This is a genomic window from Nonomuraea sp. NPDC001636 (assembly GCF_040298265.1).
Lineage (GTDB): Bacteria > Actinomycetota > Actinomycetes > Streptosporangiales > Streptosporangiaceae > Nonomuraea.
On sequence record NZ_JBEOZT010000014.1, the window covers coordinates 88,421 to 104,735 of the forward strand.

The following is a 16,315-nucleotide window of genomic DNA, read 5'->3' on the forward strand; positions in this document are numbered from 1 at the left end:
GGTGTCGCGCGTGACTATCGCGCCAGAAGAGGACCGCCTGTACGCCCAGATCGCGTTCGCCGTCGAGATCGACAAGTTGAAGCGGATCATCCGCCGCAACCATCTGATCGACGGGTCGCGGCGGGAGAACTCCGCCGAGCACTCCTGGTACGTGGGCACGCTGGCGATGGTCCTCGGCGAGCACGCCCCGCCCGGAACGGACCTGCAGCGGGTGGTGGCGATGTTACTCGTGCACGACCTGGTCGAGATCGACGCCGGCGACACCTTCGTCTACGACCACGTGGCGGTCGCCGCCCAGGCCGCCGCCGAGACCGCCGCGGCCGACCGCATCTTCGGCCTGCTCCCCGCGGAGCAGGGCGCCCGCCTGCGGGAGCTCTGGGACGAGTTCGAGGCCAGGCAGACGCCGGAGGCCAGGTTCGCCAAGGCGCTCGACCGGTTCGCGCCGATCCTGGCCAACCACCACACCGAGGGCGGCACGTGGCCGCTGTTCAAGGTGACGGCCGGCGAGGTCAGGGAGAAGGTGCGGATCATCCAGGAAGGGTCGGCCTCCCTCGGCGCGTACGCGCTGGAGCTGGTAGAACTCTCCGTGGCCAGGGGACACCTCTCCGAGTGATCCCGTCAAGGCCGGGGTAGGGGACTTGTCGTGAAAGAGACAGTGCGAGCGAGACGTCGGCAATTGCGGGGTTTCGTCGGTCCGGTTGACCTCGCCGATCGACTTGAGAAGTCGAAGGCGATGGACAAACCGATCCGGGGGCTGGCCAAGGTCGTCCGCGAGCGCCTGCGTCAGGGCACTCTGCGCGACCTGCTGCACGGCGTGCCCACGGGGAAACCGCTGCACCCGCCGCTGGCCACGGTCACGCTCGGCTGCTGGCTGTCGGCCGCCGTGCTCGACCTGGCCCACGCCGACCCCAGGGCGAGCAGGCTGCTCCTGGCCACGGGCATCGCCAACGCGCTGCCCACGGCCGCGGCCGGGCTGACCGACTGGTCCTCGCTCCACCGCGAGCAGCAGCGCGTGGGCTTCGTGCACATGGCCGCCAACATGACCGCCCTGGGCCTGATGTCGGCCTCGCTGGTGGCCCGGCTGCGCGGCGCCGAGCGGGCCGGGCGCGTGTTGTCCTACGTCGGGCTCGGCCTGGGCGGTCTGGGCGGCTACCTCGGCGGCCACATGGCCTACCGCCAGGCCGCGGGGGCCAACCACGCGCCGCAGGTCGCCCATCTCGTACCGCTGGGCTGGCACGACCTGTGCCCGCTCAAGGACCTGCCCGACGGCAGGCCGGTCGCGCGCCGGCTCGGCTACATCCAGCTCTTCGTGCTGCGCCAGGGCGACGGGGTGACCGTGCTGGCCGACCGCTGCCCGCACCTGGCCGGCCCGCTGCACCAGGGCCGGCTGGTCATGGAGGACGGCGAGGCGTGCGTGGTCTGCCCGTGGCACAGCAGCACGTTCCGGCTGGCCGACGGCTCGGTGAAGCACGGTCCCGCGACCGCGCCCGCGCCCATGTTCGAGACCCGCGTCCGCCGCGACGGCACGATCCAGGTACGGCCGGGATTGACCTGAACTTAACTTGAGGTCCTACCGTCGGGGCCATGAGCAAAATCCTGGTGACCGGCGCGACCGGCAACGTGGGCAAACATGTGGTCTCCCAGCTCGCGGAGGCGGGCCTGGACGTGCGGGCGCTGGTCAGGAACCCCGACAAGGCCCGGCTCCCCGAGGGCGTGGAGGCCGTCCGCGGCGACCTGACCGTGCCCGAGACCCTTGAACCGGCGCTGCGGGACGTCGAGAGCGTCTTCCTGCTGTGGCCCGGCTACTCCGAGGCGGCGACCGCGGGCGCGGTGACGGCCCTCGCCAGGCACGCCCGCCGCGTGGTCTACCTGTCCGCCGACGTCGAGGACCTGGCCGACGGCGAGGAGCCGACGCTGTTCCACCAGAGCGTCGAGCGGCTGATCCGGCATTCCGGCCTGGCCTGGACGTTCCTGCGGCCCGGCGGCTTCGCCGCCAACACGCTGGGCTGGGCCGCCCAGATCCGGCAGGGCGTCGTGCGCTGGCCGTTCGGGCAGGCGGTCAGAGCGCTGATCCACGAGAAGGACATCGCCGCGGTGGCCGCGCACGTGCTCACCTCGGCCGGGCACACGGGCGGCAAGTACGTGCTCTCCGGCCCCGAGCAGCTCACCCAGGCCGAACAGGTGCGGATCATCGGCGAGGTGGCCGGGCACGAAGTGCGCTGGGAGGAGCAGCCGCTGGACGAGGCCCGCGAGCACCTGACGGCCGCCTGGGGCGATCCCGGGTTCGTGGAGGCCGCGCTGAAGGGCTGGGGGGCGGCGGTGGACCACCCCGAGCGGGTGACCGACACGGTGGAGCGGCTGCTCGGCCGGCCCGCGCTGACCTTCCGCCAGTGGGCCGAGGACCACGTGGCGGACTTCCGCTAGTCGTCCCCGGCGGCTTCGTCGGCCGGATGCTCCACGAGGGCGAGGATCCGGCTGGACATGAAACGGGCCGTGCGTACCGGCGTGCCGCTCCGGGTGACCTCGCTCACCTCCACCAGCCCGCGCCGGTTGGCCACCTCGACGCGCCGGCCCGCGCGGGTGGCCGTGACCTCGTAGGTTCGCGGGGAGCCGCCCGCGTCGATGACGATCTCCACCCGATCACCCTTCATGTACTGATTTATACCCACTTAGGCCGGTATTTATCCGCACATGTGTTTGAGTTATCCTTCGGGGTTCTTCGGCGCGGGCGGGGCGAACAGCCCGCCCAGCCCTTCCAGCACCTTGCCCAGCTCCGAGGGCACGATCCAGACCTTGTTGGCGTCGCCCTTGGCGATCTCGGGCAGGGTCTGGAGGTACTGGTAGGCCAGCAGCCGCTGGTCGGGCTTCCCGTCGTGGATGGCCTTGAAGACCATGCCGATCGCGTCCGCCTGGCCCTTGGCGCGCATGGCCTGGGCCTCGGCGTCCGCCTGCGCCCGCAGCACGGCCGCCTCCGCCTCGCCCCTGGCGCGCAGCACGGCGGCCTGCTTGTCGCCCTCGGCGGCCAGGATCGCCGCCTGGCGCTGGCCCTCGGCGGCCAGCACGGCGGCGCGCTTGTCCCGGTCGGCGCGCATCTGCTTCTCCATCGAGTCCTGGATGGAGACGGGCGGGTCGATGGCCTTCAGCTCGACCCGGTTGACCCGGATGCCCCACTTGCCGGTGGCCTCGTCGAGGCTGCCGCGCAGCTCGGTGTTGATCTCCTCGCGCGAGGTCAGCGTGCGTTCCAGGTCCATGCCGCCGACCACGTTGCGCAGCGTGGTGACGGTGAGCTGCTCGACGCCGATCAGGAAGTTCGCGATCTCGTACGTGGCCGCCTTGGGGTTGGTGACCTGGAAGTAGATCACCGTGTCGATCGACACCACCAGGTTGTCGGACGTGATCACCGGCTGCGGCGGGAACGAGACCACCTGTTCCCGCAGGTCGATCAGGTCTTTGATGCGGTCGACGAACGGAACCACCATGTTGAGGCCGGGCGTCAGCGTGCGGTGGTAGCGCCCCAGCCGTTCGATGACGGCGGCCGTGGCCTGCGGGATGATGCGGATGCTGCGGGCCACCACGAAGCCCATCGCCGCGACCACGACGAGGGCGACGACGAGCTGCTCGGTCGACATGGCGAAGCTCCGGAGTCGAGGGGACCGACTCGGTGCATGATATTTCGTTTCACCTTTAGGCGACCGATATCCGCATAAATGGTGATCCAGTGAGGTCAGTGTGCCCTGGCGTACCAGCGGCCCTCGGCGCTCCGGTCCAGCGTCAGCGGCACCCCGAACGTACGGGAGAGGTTGTCGGCCGTCATCACGTGGTCGAGCGGCCCCTGCGCCACCACGGACCCGTGCCGCAGCAGCAGGCCGTGCGTGAACCCGCTCGGCACCTCCTCGACGTGATGCGTCACCAGCACCAGCGTCGGCGAGCGGTAGTCGCCGGCCAGCGCCGACAGCCGGCGCACCAGGTCTTCCCTGCCGCCCAGGTCGAGGCCGGCGGCCGGCTCGTCGAGCAGGAGCATCTCGGGGTCGGGCATGAGCGCGCGGGCGATCTGCACCCGCTTGCGCTCGCCCTCCGACAGGGTGCCGAACCGCCGCCTGATCAGGTGGGCCGCGCCCATCATGTCGATCAGCTCGACGGCCCTGGTCACGTCGTTGGAGTCGTACTCCTCCGTCCAGCGGCCCATGATGGCGTACGAGGCGGTCAGGACGAGGTCGATGACCTTCTCCTCCGGCGGGATGCGCTCGGCCAGCGCGGCGCTCGCCAGCCCGATGCGCGGCCGCAGGTCGAACACGTCGGTCTGCCCCAGCCGCTCCCCCAGCACCTCGACCACGCCCTCGGTCGGATAGAGCAACGTCGCGGCGACCTGCAACAACGTGGTCTTGCCCGCGCCGTTGGGACCGATGACGACCCAGCGCTCGTCCTCGTTGACCGTCCAGTCGATGCCGCGCAGCAGGGCCGCTCCGTCGCGCCTGACGGCGACGTCCTGGAGCCGCAGCACCTGACCACCCATCCCCGTTCCCTCCTTTGGAGACACCCTGGGGACCTTTGGAGTCACCCTGGGGACAAACCTATTGCAGGGCGAGCGCTTATCGTGGATCGGTGCACCCTGAATCACCTGTCTGTCCCTCGCTCGTCGCCTGGGGCAACGCGTGGCTCTCCGGTCACGTCGGCCTCGACGAGGCGGCTGACCACGTGGAAGCCGTCGCGGGGCCCGTCGTCGCCGGTGACGTGCCGCTGCGTAAATACCTCGCAAACCTGCGGTCCGACGGCCTGCACGAGTTCCGGCTCGCCCTTCCCGCGCCCGGCGACCCGCTGGGGCTGTCCGGGCCGGCGACGTTCAACTCCTCCGCCGTCGACGCCGGGCAGGCCGCGGTCGCCGTGCTGCGCGACCGGCGGCTCGGCCTGGTGCCCGTCCCCGACCGGCGCGGCTCCTCCTACGTGGGGACCCGTCTGGAGGTGCACGACGCCGGGCCCGTACGCCAGGACCTGCCCTCGCTGGCCGAGGCCGAGCACGAGCTGTCGTCGGCCATGCGCGCCGCCACCGAGGCGCTGACCGGCGTCGAAGGCCCGGCCCAGGCCCGGCCCGACCGGTCCCAGGGCGGCGGCGAGCTGGCCCCCGGCTACCCGGCCCGCGCCCACCGCGTCTCCACGCTGGCCACCCGGCTGGCCGCCGTCCTCGTCCTGGCCGACGACCGCGGGCTCACCTCGACCCAGGTCGCGGCCAGGGCCACGGCCCTGCGCGAGCTCGACCGGGCCGTCCGCCGCGCCCTGGTGGCCGCCCATCACGCCATCTTCGAGCCGGTACGCCACTCGTAGGCGGCTCAGGACCCGGCCTCCTCCTTCGGCTTCCAGACGCGGATGACCTTGTCCTTGCCGGCCGACACGACGACCGGGCCGCCGTCCGAGGGGACGATCCCGACCGCGTACACGCCGCGTTTGTGGGCCTTGACCGGTTTGCCCAGAGGCTTGTGGGTGTCGGGGTCCCAGAGGCGGATGGTCCCGTCGGTCGAGCCGGACAGCAGGACCGTGCGGCCGCCCAGCGTGCCGAAGGACAAGGAGTAGATGATCTTCTTGTGGCCGGACAGGGGCGAGCCGATCGTCTTGCCGGTCTTCGGGTCCCAGATCCGGATCTTCCGGTCCTTGCCGCCGGACGCGACCACCGTCCGGTCTCCGAGCCTGCCGGTGGTCACCGCGTACACGCCCTTCGCGTGCCCCTTGTACGCCTTTCCGTACCGCTTGTGGCGGGCCACGTCCCACAGGCGCAGGGTCGCGTCCTCGCCAGCCGAGACGACGATCGCGCGGTCGCCGAGGTGGGTGGCGTTGAGCCAGTTCACGGAGGTGCGGTGGGCCTTGACGGCCCTGCCGGTGGCCTTGCGCCTCTTCAGGTCCCAGAAGCGCAGCCAGCCGTCGGCGTCCCCGGTCACGGCGATCCACTTGCCGCCCGCCTTGGTCAGCGCGACCGAGTAGACGGCGTCACCGTGCCAGCCGAGGACCTTGCCCTTGCGCGTCTTGAGGTTCCACAGGCGGACGCTGCCGTCGTACCCCCCGGACACCGCCATGGGGGTCTTGCCCATCATGACGGCGGCCACGGCGTACACCTCCTCGCTGTGGCCCCTCATGGCGGCCAGCGGCTTGTGCCTGCCCAGGTCCCACAGGCGGACGCGGCCGTCCTGGCCGCCGGAGACCAGCCAGGTCCTGCCGTCGCCCAGGGACAGGGCGGAGATCGTCTGGACGCCCTTGGTGTGGCCCTTGAGCGACTTGCCGTCCTGCTTGCCGAGGGCGGCGACGAACTGCGGCGGCGCGACCGTCTGTGTGGGCGTGGGGGTGACGGTGGGGCTCGGGGCCGGCGTGGACGGCGGGGTGGCGGTGGCGGGCAGCGTCGCCGTGGGCTGGACGGTGGGCTGGACGGTGGGCAGACCGGGGCTCGGGGCCAGCGACGTGGTGGCCTCGGCCGCCGCGCCCGAACTCGGCCGGGTTTCCGCGCCGAACATCCTCGGCCCCAGGAACAGCACGCCGCCGGCCAGCGCGAGCGCCACGGCGAGCGCACTGGACACCATGATCGCGCGCCTGCGCCTGGCCTTGACCTCACCGGGCGGCTCGACGGCGGGGGCGTGCCTGAAGAACGCGTCGTTGCCGCTCCCGGCCGGCGCCTGCCGCGGCCCCATGGGGTACGGCGGCGGAAGCCGCGGCGGCTGCCCGTAGGGTCCGGCAGGCGCCTGCCGGACGTTTCGCGTGACCCCCTCCTGCCCCCCGCCCGTCCCCGGCCCTCCGGACGCCCCGGACGGATTGGCCCACCCGGTCGGCGCGGGCGCCCCCTGCGGCCTCGGAACCCCGAACGGTCCCGGCGCCCCAACCGGTCCCGGAGCCTTCACGCCCCCGGCGGGCGCGGGACCGGCCGGCCCGGCGCCCGAGGGCCGGGAACCCGAAGGGAACGGGCCCGAAGGGATCGGGCCCGATGGCGGCGGACCCAAAGGCGGCGGGACCGAAGGCGGTGGGCCCGAAGGCGGCGGACTCGAAGGGGCGGGGCCGTCGGCGGCGGGGTGGGGGTGGTCGGCGGCGAGCTGGGAGCCGGTGTTGAGGGCGACCTCGGCGTCCCGCTCGGCCGCCGCCCCCTGGTTCTCCAGCAGGGCGAACAGCGCGTCCGCCGCCGTGGGCCGGTCCTCGGCGCGCTTGCTCAGGCACGCCTGCACCAACGGCCGCAGCTCGCCGGGCAGCGCCGACAGGTCCGGCTCCTCGTTCATCACCCGGTAGATGACCGCGGGCAGGCTGTCCTGGCCGAACGCGGGCCGCCCGGTGGCGGCGTACAGCATGGTGAGCGCCCAGCTGAACATGTCGCCGGCGGGCCCCACCCGCTCGCCCGAGATCTGCTCGGGCGACATGTACGCCGGCGTCCCGACCACGCCGCTGCTGATCGTCATCGCCGAGTCCAGCGCCCTGGCGATGCCGAAGTCGATCACGCGCGGCCCGTCGGGCCCCAGCAGCACGTTGCTCGGCTTGAAGTCCCTGTGGACGATCCCGGCCCGGTGGATGGCGGCCAGCGCGGTGACGGTGCCGACGGCCAGCCGGTACAGCGCCCCGCCCTGGCGCGGCCCCTCCCGCCGCACCACGACCTGGAGCGACACCCCCTCGACCAACTCGCTCACGATGTACGGCTGCTCGCCGTCCAGGTTGGCCCCCAGCACCTGCGCGGTGCAGAACTGGGCGACCCGGCGCGCGGCGGCGACCTCGCGCAGGAACCGTTCACCGTCGAGTCCGGGCCGGTCGAGCAGCGTGTTCAGCAGCTTGATCGCGACGAGCCGCCCGTCGGGCCCCGCCGCCTTGAAGACGACCCCCTGGGCCCCCTTGCCGAGGCGCTCCAGCAGCCGGTAGGCGCCCAGAGATCGCGGATCGCCGGGCTGTAATGGGTGCGTCTCCGGCACCTGGTCCTCCCCTTGCGCTGAGACCCCCGATCGAAGCGTGATGAACCATGCGAAAAGCCCGCAAGTCATCCCAAGTCACGAAAGATCATCGCTCTTTGCGAAAAATTTGCCCTACGCAATAATCACGGAGAAGATCGGGGATTTCCAGCACCGTACGGGGAGCCGTCACATGCGCAAGAGCTTCAGCCTGTTCTTAGTCAGCGGCCTGGCCGCCGTGCCGTTGGTGGCCCCGGCCCAGGCAGAGGCCATCACCACCACGACGACCGCCACGACTGTGACGACGACGCGGGCCGTCGCCGCCAGGGCCAAGCCGTTCTCGAACTTCAAGATCTCCGTGAAGTACAACAACCGCACCAGAAGCGGCGGAAAGATTACTTACTACCTCAAAGCGAAGAATCTGGGGCCGTACTACGCCGACTATTACTGGATCGGCGGACAGGTGCCCAAGGGCGTGGTGCCCACGCTGCGCTGGGGGGCGTCGAAGGGCACGAAGTGCACCTGGGAGGGCCGCTGGTTCTGGTGCTGGGGCAAATTCGTCCTGCCGAAGGGCAAGACGGACTGGCTGAACTTCCAGGTCACCCTGAAGAAGGGCACCAGGGGCGTGGCCGTCGCCAAGCTCGGCGTCATCGCGTACGACGTCGACCAGGGCATGGAGAACATCGACAAGGAAGAGCTCAAGCGCCTCGGCATCAAGGGCTACTCCTGGCTCAGGACGGCCAAGACCAAGATCGTGGTCCCGCCGCGCAAGCCCACCAAGCACTGGACGCCGCCGCCGCCCGTCAAGGAGTACAACCCGCCGGCCAGCCACGAGGAGTCCAACAAGAAGAAGGACACCTGACCGGCTGATCAGGCCAGGCCGTGCCGCACGGCGTACAGCGCGGCCTGGGTCCGGTCCTGGACGCCCAGCTTCATCAGCACGTTCGACACGTGGGTCTTGACCGTCTTCTCCGCGACGGCGAGGCTGCGCGCGATCTCCCTGTTGGACCGCCCGGCCGCGATCAGCGCGAGCACCTCCCGCTCGCGCTCGGTCAGCGGCGCCGGCCCCGGCACGGCGGCCACGGGCGCCGGGGCGGACAACATCGCCTCGGCCGCCTCCGGCGCGAGCAGCACCTGACCGTTGTGCACCGCCCGCACGGCCTGGACCAGCGCGGACGGATCGACGTCCTTGTAGAGGAAGCCCGCGGCGCCCGCCCGCATCGCCGGGCCCACGTCGGACCGGTCGCTCACGGACGTCAGCACCACCACCCGCGTGGCCGAGCCGGCCAGCCGCTCCAGCGCGCCGAGCCCGTCGAGCACCGGCATCTTCAGGTCGAGCAGCAGCACGTCGGGCGTCAGCTCGCCGACCAGCTCGACGGCCTGCGCGCCGTCGGCCGCCTCGCCGACGACGGTGATGTCGTCCTGGAGGTCGAGGAAGGTCCGCAGCCCCTGCCGGACCACCGGATGATCGTCGGCGATCAGCACCCGGATCACACGCCCACCTCCACGCGTACGGTGGTCCCCTGGCCGGGGGCCGAGGAGACCGTCATCGCCCCGCCGACCGACTCCGCCCGGTCGCGCATCGACACCAGGCCGAGGCCGTGCGACTCGCCCTGCTCGAAGCCGTCGCCGTCGTCGTGGACGGTCAGCGCCAGCGTCCCCCCGTCGAGGACCAGGCGCACGGACACCCGCGAGGCCCCGGAATGCCTGAGCGCGTTGTGCAGCGCCTCCTGGGCCACCCGCAGCACCGCCACCTCCACCGCCGAGTCGAGCGGCGGCAGCTCGTCGCACTCGAAGGTGACCAGCGAGGGGTGGAGCCGGTCGAGCATGCGCACGTGCTTGCGCAACGTCTCGGCGAGCCCGTGGCGGTCGAGCTCGGCCGGACGCAGCTCGACGATCACCGCGCGCAGCTCCGACAGCGCCTCCCCGGCCAGCCGCTGGACGCGTTCGAGCTCGGCGTGCGCCTTCTCGGGGGCCTTGTCCAGCATGGTGGCGGCGGCCTGGGCGGTCAGCCGGAGCGAGAACAGCTTCTGGGTGACCGCGTCGTGCAGCTCGCGGGCCACCCGGTTGCGCTCCTCCAGCATGGCCAGCTCGCGCCCGCGCTCGTAGAGCCTGGCGTTGGTGAGCGCGATGGCGGCGTGCGCGGCGAACAGCGTCAGCAGCTCCTGGTCCTCCTGCGTGAACCCGCCGGGGGTGCGCTTGTTGGCCAGGAAGATGATGCCGATCACCTGGTCGGCGTCGCGGATCGGCACGCCGAGGAAGTCCTTCATCACCGGGTGCGCCTTCGGCCACCACTCGAACCGCGGGTCCTCCCGCAGGTCGGGCAGCCGGGCCGGGGTGCCTTCGCGGAGCATCGCGCCGAGCATGCCGTGCTGCCTGGGCAGCGGGCCGATGGCATCCCACTGCTTGTCGGTGAGGCCCTCGGCGACGAACTCGGCGAACGAGCCGTCGTCGTCGGGCACGCCGAGCGCGGCGTAGCGGGCGTCGAGGAGACGCTGCGCCGACCGTACGATGACCTGGAGCACCTCGCGGACCGACAGATGGCGGGTGACCGCGAGCACGGCGGAACTCACCGCCTGCAGGATCTCGTCCCGGTCCGATGAGCTCACGGACCCACTCTAGGGTGCCGCTCCAGGGGCGGAGTCCTAGGACGATGTGCCCAGGCGGGAGCGGGCCCTGCGCCCGATGCCGGCGCGGCGCGCCGATCCTAGCGTCGATGTCATGACGAACACCGCTCTCATCACCGGCGCCTCCCGCGGCCTCGGCCTCGCCCTGGCGAGGTCCCTGTCGGAGGCGGGCTGGAACCTCGTGCTCACCGCCCGCGGCGCGGACGAGCTGCGCCGGATCGCCGACGAGCTGGGCGCCACCGCGATCCCCGGCGACGTGACCGACCCCGAGCACATCGCACGGCTGGGACGGGCCGTGCCCGAGCTGGACCTCCTGGTCAACAACGCCAGCGACCTCGGGGTGACCCCGCTGCCGCCGCTGGCGGGCTACCCGCTGGAGGCGTTCCGGGTCCTGCTGGAGACGAACGTGACCGCGCCGCTCGCGCTCATCCAGGCCACGCTGCCCGCCCTGCGCGCGGCCGGCGGGGCCGTGGTCAACATCACCTCCGACGCCGCCACCGGCGCCTACGCGGGCTGGGGCGGCTACGGCGCGACCAAGGCCGCCCTGGAGCAGCTGTCGAACGTGCTGGCCGCCGAGGAGCCCGCCCTGCGGGTCTGGTGGGCCGATCCCGGCGAGATGAACACCCGCATGCTCGCCGACGCCGTCGGGGTGGAGGAGGCGTCGGCGGCCACCGACCCCGCCAAGGTGGCCGCGGCGCTGCGCGACCTGGTCACGTCCCGGCCGGCCGGCGGGAAGGTGAGCCTGCAATGACGGCGCTGCTGGACTTCGCGCTGCCCGACGACCTGTCGGCCCACGAGCCGCCCGAGGCGCGCGGGCTGGCCAGGGACGCGGTGCGCCTGATGGTCTCGCGCGGCGAGGCCGAGCCCGCCCACCACCGGTTCGGCGACCTGCCCGGACTGCTCGATCCCGGCGACCTGATCGTGGTCAACAACTCGGCGACGCTGCCCGCGGCGGTCCGCCTCGACCGGCTCGCGGTGCACTTCTCCACCGCCCGCGAGGACGGCACCTGGCTGGTCGAACTGCGCCGCAGGACGGCCAAGGCGTCCGAGCCGTACGGGGGCGGCGAGCCGGGCGAGTGGCTGCCGCTGCCCGGCCGGGCCACGCTGCGGCTGATCGAACGGGAGACGCCGCGGCTGTGGCGGGCGCGGCTGGACCAGGACGTGCTGCCGTACCTGCGCGAGCACGGCCGTCCGATCCGCTACTCGTACGTGCCGGCCGACTGGCCCATCGACGCCTACCAGACGGTGTTCGCCACCGTGCCGGGCAGCGCCGAGATGCCGAGCGCGGCCCGGCCGTTCACCTCCGAGCTGGTCACCGCGCTGGTCTCGCGGGGCGTGACGATCGCGCCCGTCACGCTGCACACCGGCGTGGCCTCGCCGGAGAAGGACGAGCGGCCCTACTCCGAGCGGTACGAGGTGCCCGCCGCCACCGCCCGGCTGGTCAACCTGACCCGGCGGAACGGCGGCCGGGTGATCGCCGCGGGGACGACCGTCGTGCGCGCCCTGGAGACCGCCGTGGGCCCGGACGGCCTGGTCGGCGCCGCCTCCGGCTGGACCGGCCACGTGGTCACCCCGGCCGTCGGCGTACGGGCGGTCACCGGGCTCATCACCGGCCTGCACGAACCTCGCTCCAGCCACCTGCTCATGCTGACGGCGATCGCCGGCGAGAAGTCGCTGGCCCGCGCGTACGAAGAGGCGCTGCGGAAGGGATATCTGTGGCACGAGTTCGGCGACACGCACTTGATTCTGGATAAATAAGCTTTACACGGATTTTGCCCTCGTGATAGGAACAGCCGACATTTACGGGGGCTTGTTCATGCGCGTCCCCGTGCCACTTCCTCTCCGGAGACGTTAATGCGCAACTCCCTCACTAAGGTCGCCTCGCTGGCTTTGCTGGCCGGTGCGCTGATTGTCCCGGCGGTTCCCGCATCCGCCACGACGACCACCGCCGCCCACACCGCCAAGGCCGCCGACGCCCCCTTCGCGGTCTTCGACATCAAGTTGAAGGCGTCCAAGACCGCCAAGGCCGGCGGCCAGATCAAGTACAGCCTCCAGGCGACCAACACCGGCCCGTACTCGGCCGACGCCTGGTTCGTCGGCGGCCAGTTCCCGAAGGGCGTGGACCTCCGGAAGATCCGCTACCGCGCCCCCAAGGGCACCGTCTGCGCCCTCGACGGCCGCGCCCTGTACTGCAGCGTCCCCTACGTCCTGGAGAAGGACGACTGGGTCCGCCTCGAGTTCTACGCCAAGCTGAAGAAGAGCGCCGCGGGCACGCAGAAGGCGACCCTCGGCGTGGTCACGTACGACGTCCAGCAGGGCATGTGGGACCAGGAGAAGGGCACGTGGTCCCTGGCCCAGGAGGAGCTCGAGCGCCTCGGCATCCCTGAGCACGGCTACGCCAAGACCGCCAACACGAAGATCGTCCGCTAGTCCCGCGGCCGCTGCGCCCGTGTCCGAATGGCGAGCCTGCTGCGCGGGCACCGGACCGGGCGCAGTACCGTGGCTGGATGTGGACCAGCGCACCCTCCTGATCACCCTGACCGGCCCCGACCGGCCCGGTGTCACCTCCAGGCTCTTCTCCGTGCTGTCCGGGTTCCCGGTGACGGTCGCGGACATCGAACAGGTCGTCATCCGCGGCAGGCTCACGCTCGGCGTGCTCGTCGCGTACGCCGGCGGCCCGTCCACCGGCACGGGCACCACCCTCGGCGCGATGTGGACCGCCGTCGAACGGGTGGCCGAAGACCTCGGGATGGAGGTCGAGCTATCCACCGGCTCCCAGGCCAAGGAACAGCGCCGCCGCGGCCGCCTGTCGGTCAGCGTGCTGGGCGCCACCCTCCAGCCCGCCGCCATCGCGGGCATCGCCGGCCGCATCGCCGCCGCCGGCGCCAACATCGACCGCATCGAACGCCTCGCCCAGTGGCCCGTCACCTGCATCGAGCTGTCGGTCTCCGGCGCCAACCCGACCGCCCTGCGCGTCGAGCTGGCCGCCGAGGCCGCCGCCCAGGAGGTCGACGTCGCCGTCCAGCGCACCGGCCTGTCCCGCCGGGCCAAGCGGCTCATCGTCATGGACGTCGACTCCACCCTCATCCAGGGCGAGGTCATCGAGCTGCTGGCCGCGCACGCCGGCTGCCTCGACGAGGTCGCCCGGGTCACCGAGCAGGCCATGCGCGGCGAGCTCGACTTCGCCGAGTCGCTGCGCCGCCGGGTCGCGCTGCTCGAAGGGCTGCCGGCCGAGGTGTTCGAGCAGGTGCGCCAGGAGGTCGTGCTCACCCCGGGCGCCCGCACCCTCGTCCGTACGCTCAAGCGCCTCGACTACCGCTTCGCCATCGTCAGCGGCGGCTTCACCCAGATCACCGACGCCCTGGTCGAGGAGCTGGGCATCGACTACTCGGCGGCGAACGTCCTGGAGGTCATCGACGGGAAGCTCACCGGGCGGGTCGTCGGCGAGATCGTCGACCGGCCGGGCAAGGCCCGCGCGCTGGAGCGGTTCGCCAGGGAGGCCAGGCTGCCCATCTCCCAGACGGTGGCCATCGGCGACGGCGCCAACGACCTCGACATGATCGCCGCGGCCGGGCTGGGCATCGCCTTCAACGCCAAGCCCGTCGTCCGGCAGGCGGCCGACACCGCGGTCAACACGCCCTACCTCGACTCGATCCTCTACCTCCTGGGCATCTCCAGGGACGAGGTCGAGGCCGCCGACGCCGAGGACGGCGTGCTCACGTCCTGAACCGGGCGGTGACCTCGGCGGCCAGGTCGAGCGCGTCCTTGCAGAGCGACCTGAGCGCCGGGTGGGCGGTCACCGCGTGCCGCAGCCGCCTGCGCACGGCCGTGCCCTCCCCCGCCGCCGCCTCCTCCATCAGCGAGCTGACCTCCCGCGCCACCTCGTCGAGCTGCGACTCGAACGCGTCGGCGGCGGGCGGCGGCTCACCCTCCCGCACGGCCTGCCCCACGGCGTCCAGGCGGTCGGCCACCGCGTCCAGCACGCCGGCGGTGGCGTCCGAGCCGGGCTCGGCCCCGCGCAGCACGGCGCCGAGCAGGATCGCGTCGTCCCTGAGCTTCCTGGCCAGCGTCAGCGCGGTCCGCAGCTCGGCCGGCGCCCTGCCGCCCGGCTCTTTGTCCAGCTTGTCCAGCGACTCGCGCAGCCGGTCGGCCGCCGTCCCGGCGGACTCCGTACGGTCGGGCAGCCGGTCCAGGTCGCCTTCGGCCAGCGCGCGGACGAGGCAGGCGTGCTCGCGCAGCAGCTCGGCGGCCAGGCCGCGGAGCCGTCCCGCCTGGCCGCGCGGCCACAGCAGCCGGGCCGCCGCCAGCGCCAGCACGCCGCCGCCCGCGGTGAGCGCCACCCTGATCCCCGCCGCCTTCCAGTCGAGCCGGGTCGAGAAGTCGGTGAGCATCATGGCCAGCGGCGTCGCGAAGATCGACCAGTAGCCGAAGCTCACCTCGCGCAGGGTGAACCCGAGCGTGCCGAACACCAGCACCGTCCCCACGATCGTGTACGGCCCCGGCACCGCCGCCAGGATCAGCGCCGCCCCCGCGGCCCCCGCCACGGTCCCGGCCACCCGCAGCACCACCCGCTCGACGGTGTCCCCGTAGGTGGGCCGCACCGCCAGCAGCACGGTGAACACGAACCATTTGCCGTACTGCTCGTGCACGCCCAGCATCAGCGCCATCGCCACGGCGGCGGTGAGCCCCAGCCGCCCGGCGTGCTCGGTCCCCGAACCGCCCGGCGGCGGCTTCCACGGCACCCGCGCGAACAGCCCGCGCCCCGCCGCAGACTTCCCGGGCAGCAGCCCGCGGCCGGCCGGTGGCACGTGCCGGGCGGCCAGGAGGCCGACTGTGCGCACCCCCACCGCGATCCGGTCCAGGCAGCGCCGGGCCTGCCCGAGCACCGCGGCGCTGCGCAGCGCCGCCGGGTCGGCGCCCGGCTCGCGCGCGCCCAGGCGCTCGGCGTAGTCGGCGGTGACGGCCAGCGCCTCCACCACCCCGGCCCGCCGCCCGTCGGCGGCCTCCCGCAGGTCCGCGGCCAGCGTCGTGGCCACGTCGTCGATCCCGTCCTGCTCGTCCGGGGCCGCCGCGCGCAGGGCGCGCAGCGCCACCGTCTCGTGGAAGATCCGGACCAGCGCCTCGACGTACGCGTCGGCGGACCGGCCGGCCGCGTCCATGCTCTCGAACGACGCCGACGCCGTGGCCGCCGTATCCAGGGCCTTGGACGCGCGTTCCCTGCGGTCGTCCCAGTCGTCGCCGGCGAGCCCGTCGAGCAGCCCGGCCACGGCGCGGACGGCCTCGCCCAGCGCCGTCGCCAGCGGGTCGAACCGGCGCAACGGCCACAGGGCCAGGGCGAGCACGGCGTACAGCAGGCCGCCGAGCACCATCAGCTCGGGCGGGCCGAATCCCGCGGGCACCGCCAGGTAGAACCCGGTGACCAGGGCGAACGCGGGCGGCGTCCCGACCGTACGCCACCGGCCGCCCGCCGCGGCGACCGCTCCGAGCGCCAGCACCGCCCACCAGGGCCGGTCCGCCAGGTACAGGCCCAGCCAGCAGCCGCCGGCGATCAGCACGATCTTGATCGCCATGGACCGCGCCCGTGCCGCGTACGGCTGCCCGTACATGTCACCGAAGGCCGTCAGGTAGGCCCCGAGGGCCAGGAACGCCCCCGACTGCGGCCGGCCCGCCAGCACCCCGGCCAGCAGCGGCCCGGCCACCGCGAGCCCGCACAGCAGCCCGTACCCCCAGGGCGGGCGCGCGGGCAGCGAGAAGCCGTCACGCAGCGCTCTGGCGGCCCCCCGCATAGGC

Annotated in this window: 16 protein-coding genes; 9 read left to right on the top strand and 7 right to left on the bottom strand. The window is 72.7% G+C overall.

Annotated features, from left to right (window positions below):
* Nucleotide 1 precedes the first annotated feature (1 nt).
* The 3 genes from ABT158_RS25475 to ABT158_RS25485 all read left to right on the top strand — a co-directional run bounded on the left by ABT158_RS25475 (nt 2) and on the right by ABT158_RS25485 (nt 2,424).
* The gene (locus ABT158_RS25475) at nt 2-613 is read left to right on the top strand and encodes an HD domain-containing protein (protein WP_352319099.1); all 612 of its coding nucleotides are present in this window, start codon (nt 2-4) and stop codon (nt 611-613) included.
* Between the two features lie 120 nt (nt 614-733).
* Entirely contained in the window at nt 734-1,555 is an 822-nt protein-coding gene (locus tag ABT158_RS25480) for a Rieske (2Fe-2S) protein (RefSeq protein ID WP_352357371.1), read from the top strand.
* A gap of 29 nt (nt 1,556-1,584) precedes the next feature.
* On the top strand, nt 1,585-2,424 hold the full coding sequence (locus ABT158_RS25485; RefSeq protein ID WP_352357373.1) for an NAD(P)H-binding protein: 840 nt from the start codon (nt 1,585-1,587) through the stop codon (nt 2,422-2,424).
* Here the strand turns inward: ABT158_RS25485 and ABT158_RS25490 are convergent.
* The 3 genes from ABT158_RS25490 to ABT158_RS25500 form a co-directional block, all read right to left on the bottom strand.
* Nucleotides 2,421-2,651, bottom strand: a complete 231-nt coding sequence (locus tag ABT158_RS25490) for a DUF8836 family protein (RefSeq protein ID WP_352319104.1) — start codon at nt 2,649-2,651, stop codon at nt 2,421-2,423. The two genes, ABT158_RS25485 and ABT158_RS25490, sit on opposite strands and share 4 nt — an antisense overlap.
* A 51-nt stretch (nt 2,652-2,702) precedes the next feature.
* The gene (locus ABT158_RS25495; protein WP_352357375.1) at nt 2,703-3,629 is read right to left on the bottom strand and encodes an SPFH domain-containing protein; all 927 of its coding nucleotides are present in this window, start codon (nt 3,627-3,629) and stop codon (nt 2,703-2,705) included.
* Nucleotides 3,630-3,724: 95 nt separating this feature from the next.
* Nucleotides 3,725-4,513 carry an ABC transporter ATP-binding protein gene (locus ABT158_RS25500; protein ID WP_352319106.1) on the bottom strand — a complete coding sequence of 263 codons (789 nt, stop codon included), beginning with the start codon at nt 4,511-4,513 and terminating at the stop codon, nt 3,725-3,727.
* Between the two features lie 89 nt (nt 4,514-4,602).
* Between ABT158_RS25500 and ABT158_RS25505 the strand changes: the two genes are divergently transcribed.
* Nucleotides 4,603-5,319, top strand: coding sequence for an Rv1486c family protein (locus ABT158_RS25505; RefSeq protein WP_352357378.1), 717 nt, complete (start codon nt 4,603-4,605; stop codon nt 5,317-5,319).
* A gap of 5 nt (nt 5,320-5,324) precedes the next feature.
* Here ABT158_RS25505 and ABT158_RS25510 read toward each other — a convergent pair whose 3' ends face one another.
* A complete protein-coding gene (locus ABT158_RS25510) occupies nt 5,325-7,922 on the bottom strand; it encodes a serine/threonine-protein kinase (RefSeq protein ID WP_352357380.1) in 2,598 nt (865 codons plus the stop codon).
* A 169-nt stretch (nt 7,923-8,091) separates the two neighbouring features.
* Here ABT158_RS25510 and ABT158_RS25515 point away from each other — a divergent pair, with 169 nt between their 5' ends.
* Nucleotides 8,092-8,760: a hypothetical protein gene (locus ABT158_RS25515; protein WP_352357382.1), complete on the top strand. Its 669-nt coding sequence runs from the start codon at nt 8,092-8,094 to the stop codon at nt 8,758-8,760.
* 8 nt (nt 8,761-8,768) lie between these two features.
* Here the strand turns inward: ABT158_RS25515 and ABT158_RS25520 are convergent, their stop codons facing one another.
* Complete coding sequence (locus ABT158_RS25520; RefSeq protein WP_352357384.1) at nt 8,769-9,392, bottom strand: response regulator; 624 nt, start codon at nt 9,390-9,392, stop codon at nt 8,769-8,771.
* Complete coding sequence (locus ABT158_RS25525; RefSeq protein ID WP_352357386.1) at nt 9,389-10,507, bottom strand: GAF domain-containing sensor histidine kinase; 1,119 nt, start codon at nt 10,505-10,507, stop codon at nt 9,389-9,391. Before ABT158_RS25525 ends, ABT158_RS25520 begins: the two co-directional genes overlap by 4 nt.
* A 112-nt stretch (nt 10,508-10,619) precedes the next feature.
* On the opposite strand from ABT158_RS25525, the gene ABT158_RS25530 reads away from it, so the two are divergent.
* From ABT158_RS25530 to serB, 4 genes are all read left to right on the top strand, one after another.
* The gene (locus ABT158_RS25530) at nt 10,620-11,276 is read left to right on the top strand and encodes an SDR family NAD(P)-dependent oxidoreductase (RefSeq protein WP_352357388.1); all 657 of its coding nucleotides are present in this window, start codon (nt 10,620-10,622) and stop codon (nt 11,274-11,276) included.
* Complete coding sequence (locus tag ABT158_RS25535; protein ID WP_352357390.1) at nt 11,273-12,283, top strand: S-adenosylmethionine:tRNA ribosyltransferase-isomerase; 1,011 nt, start codon at nt 11,273-11,275, stop codon at nt 12,281-12,283. The genes ABT158_RS25530 and ABT158_RS25535 overlap by 4 nt, the downstream gene beginning before the upstream one ends.
* A gap of 96 nt (nt 12,284-12,379) precedes the next feature.
* Nucleotides 12,380-12,955, top strand: a complete 576-nt coding sequence (locus ABT158_RS25540; protein WP_352357392.1) for a hypothetical protein — start codon at nt 12,380-12,382, stop codon at nt 12,953-12,955.
* Nucleotides 12,956-13,034: 79 nt separating this feature from the next.
* On the top strand, nt 13,035-14,252 hold the full coding sequence (serB, locus tag ABT158_RS25545; RefSeq protein WP_352357394.1) for a phosphoserine phosphatase SerB: 1,218 nt from the start codon (nt 13,035-13,037) through the stop codon (nt 14,250-14,252).
* Here serB and ABT158_RS25550 read toward each other — a convergent pair.
* Nucleotides 14,242-16,311: an FUSC family protein gene (locus tag ABT158_RS25550; RefSeq protein WP_352357396.1), complete on the bottom strand. Its 2,070-nt coding sequence runs from the start codon at nt 16,309-16,311 to the stop codon at nt 14,242-14,244. The genes serB and ABT158_RS25550 overlap by 11 nt on opposite strands.
* Nucleotides 16,312-16,315 lie beyond the last annotated feature (4 nt).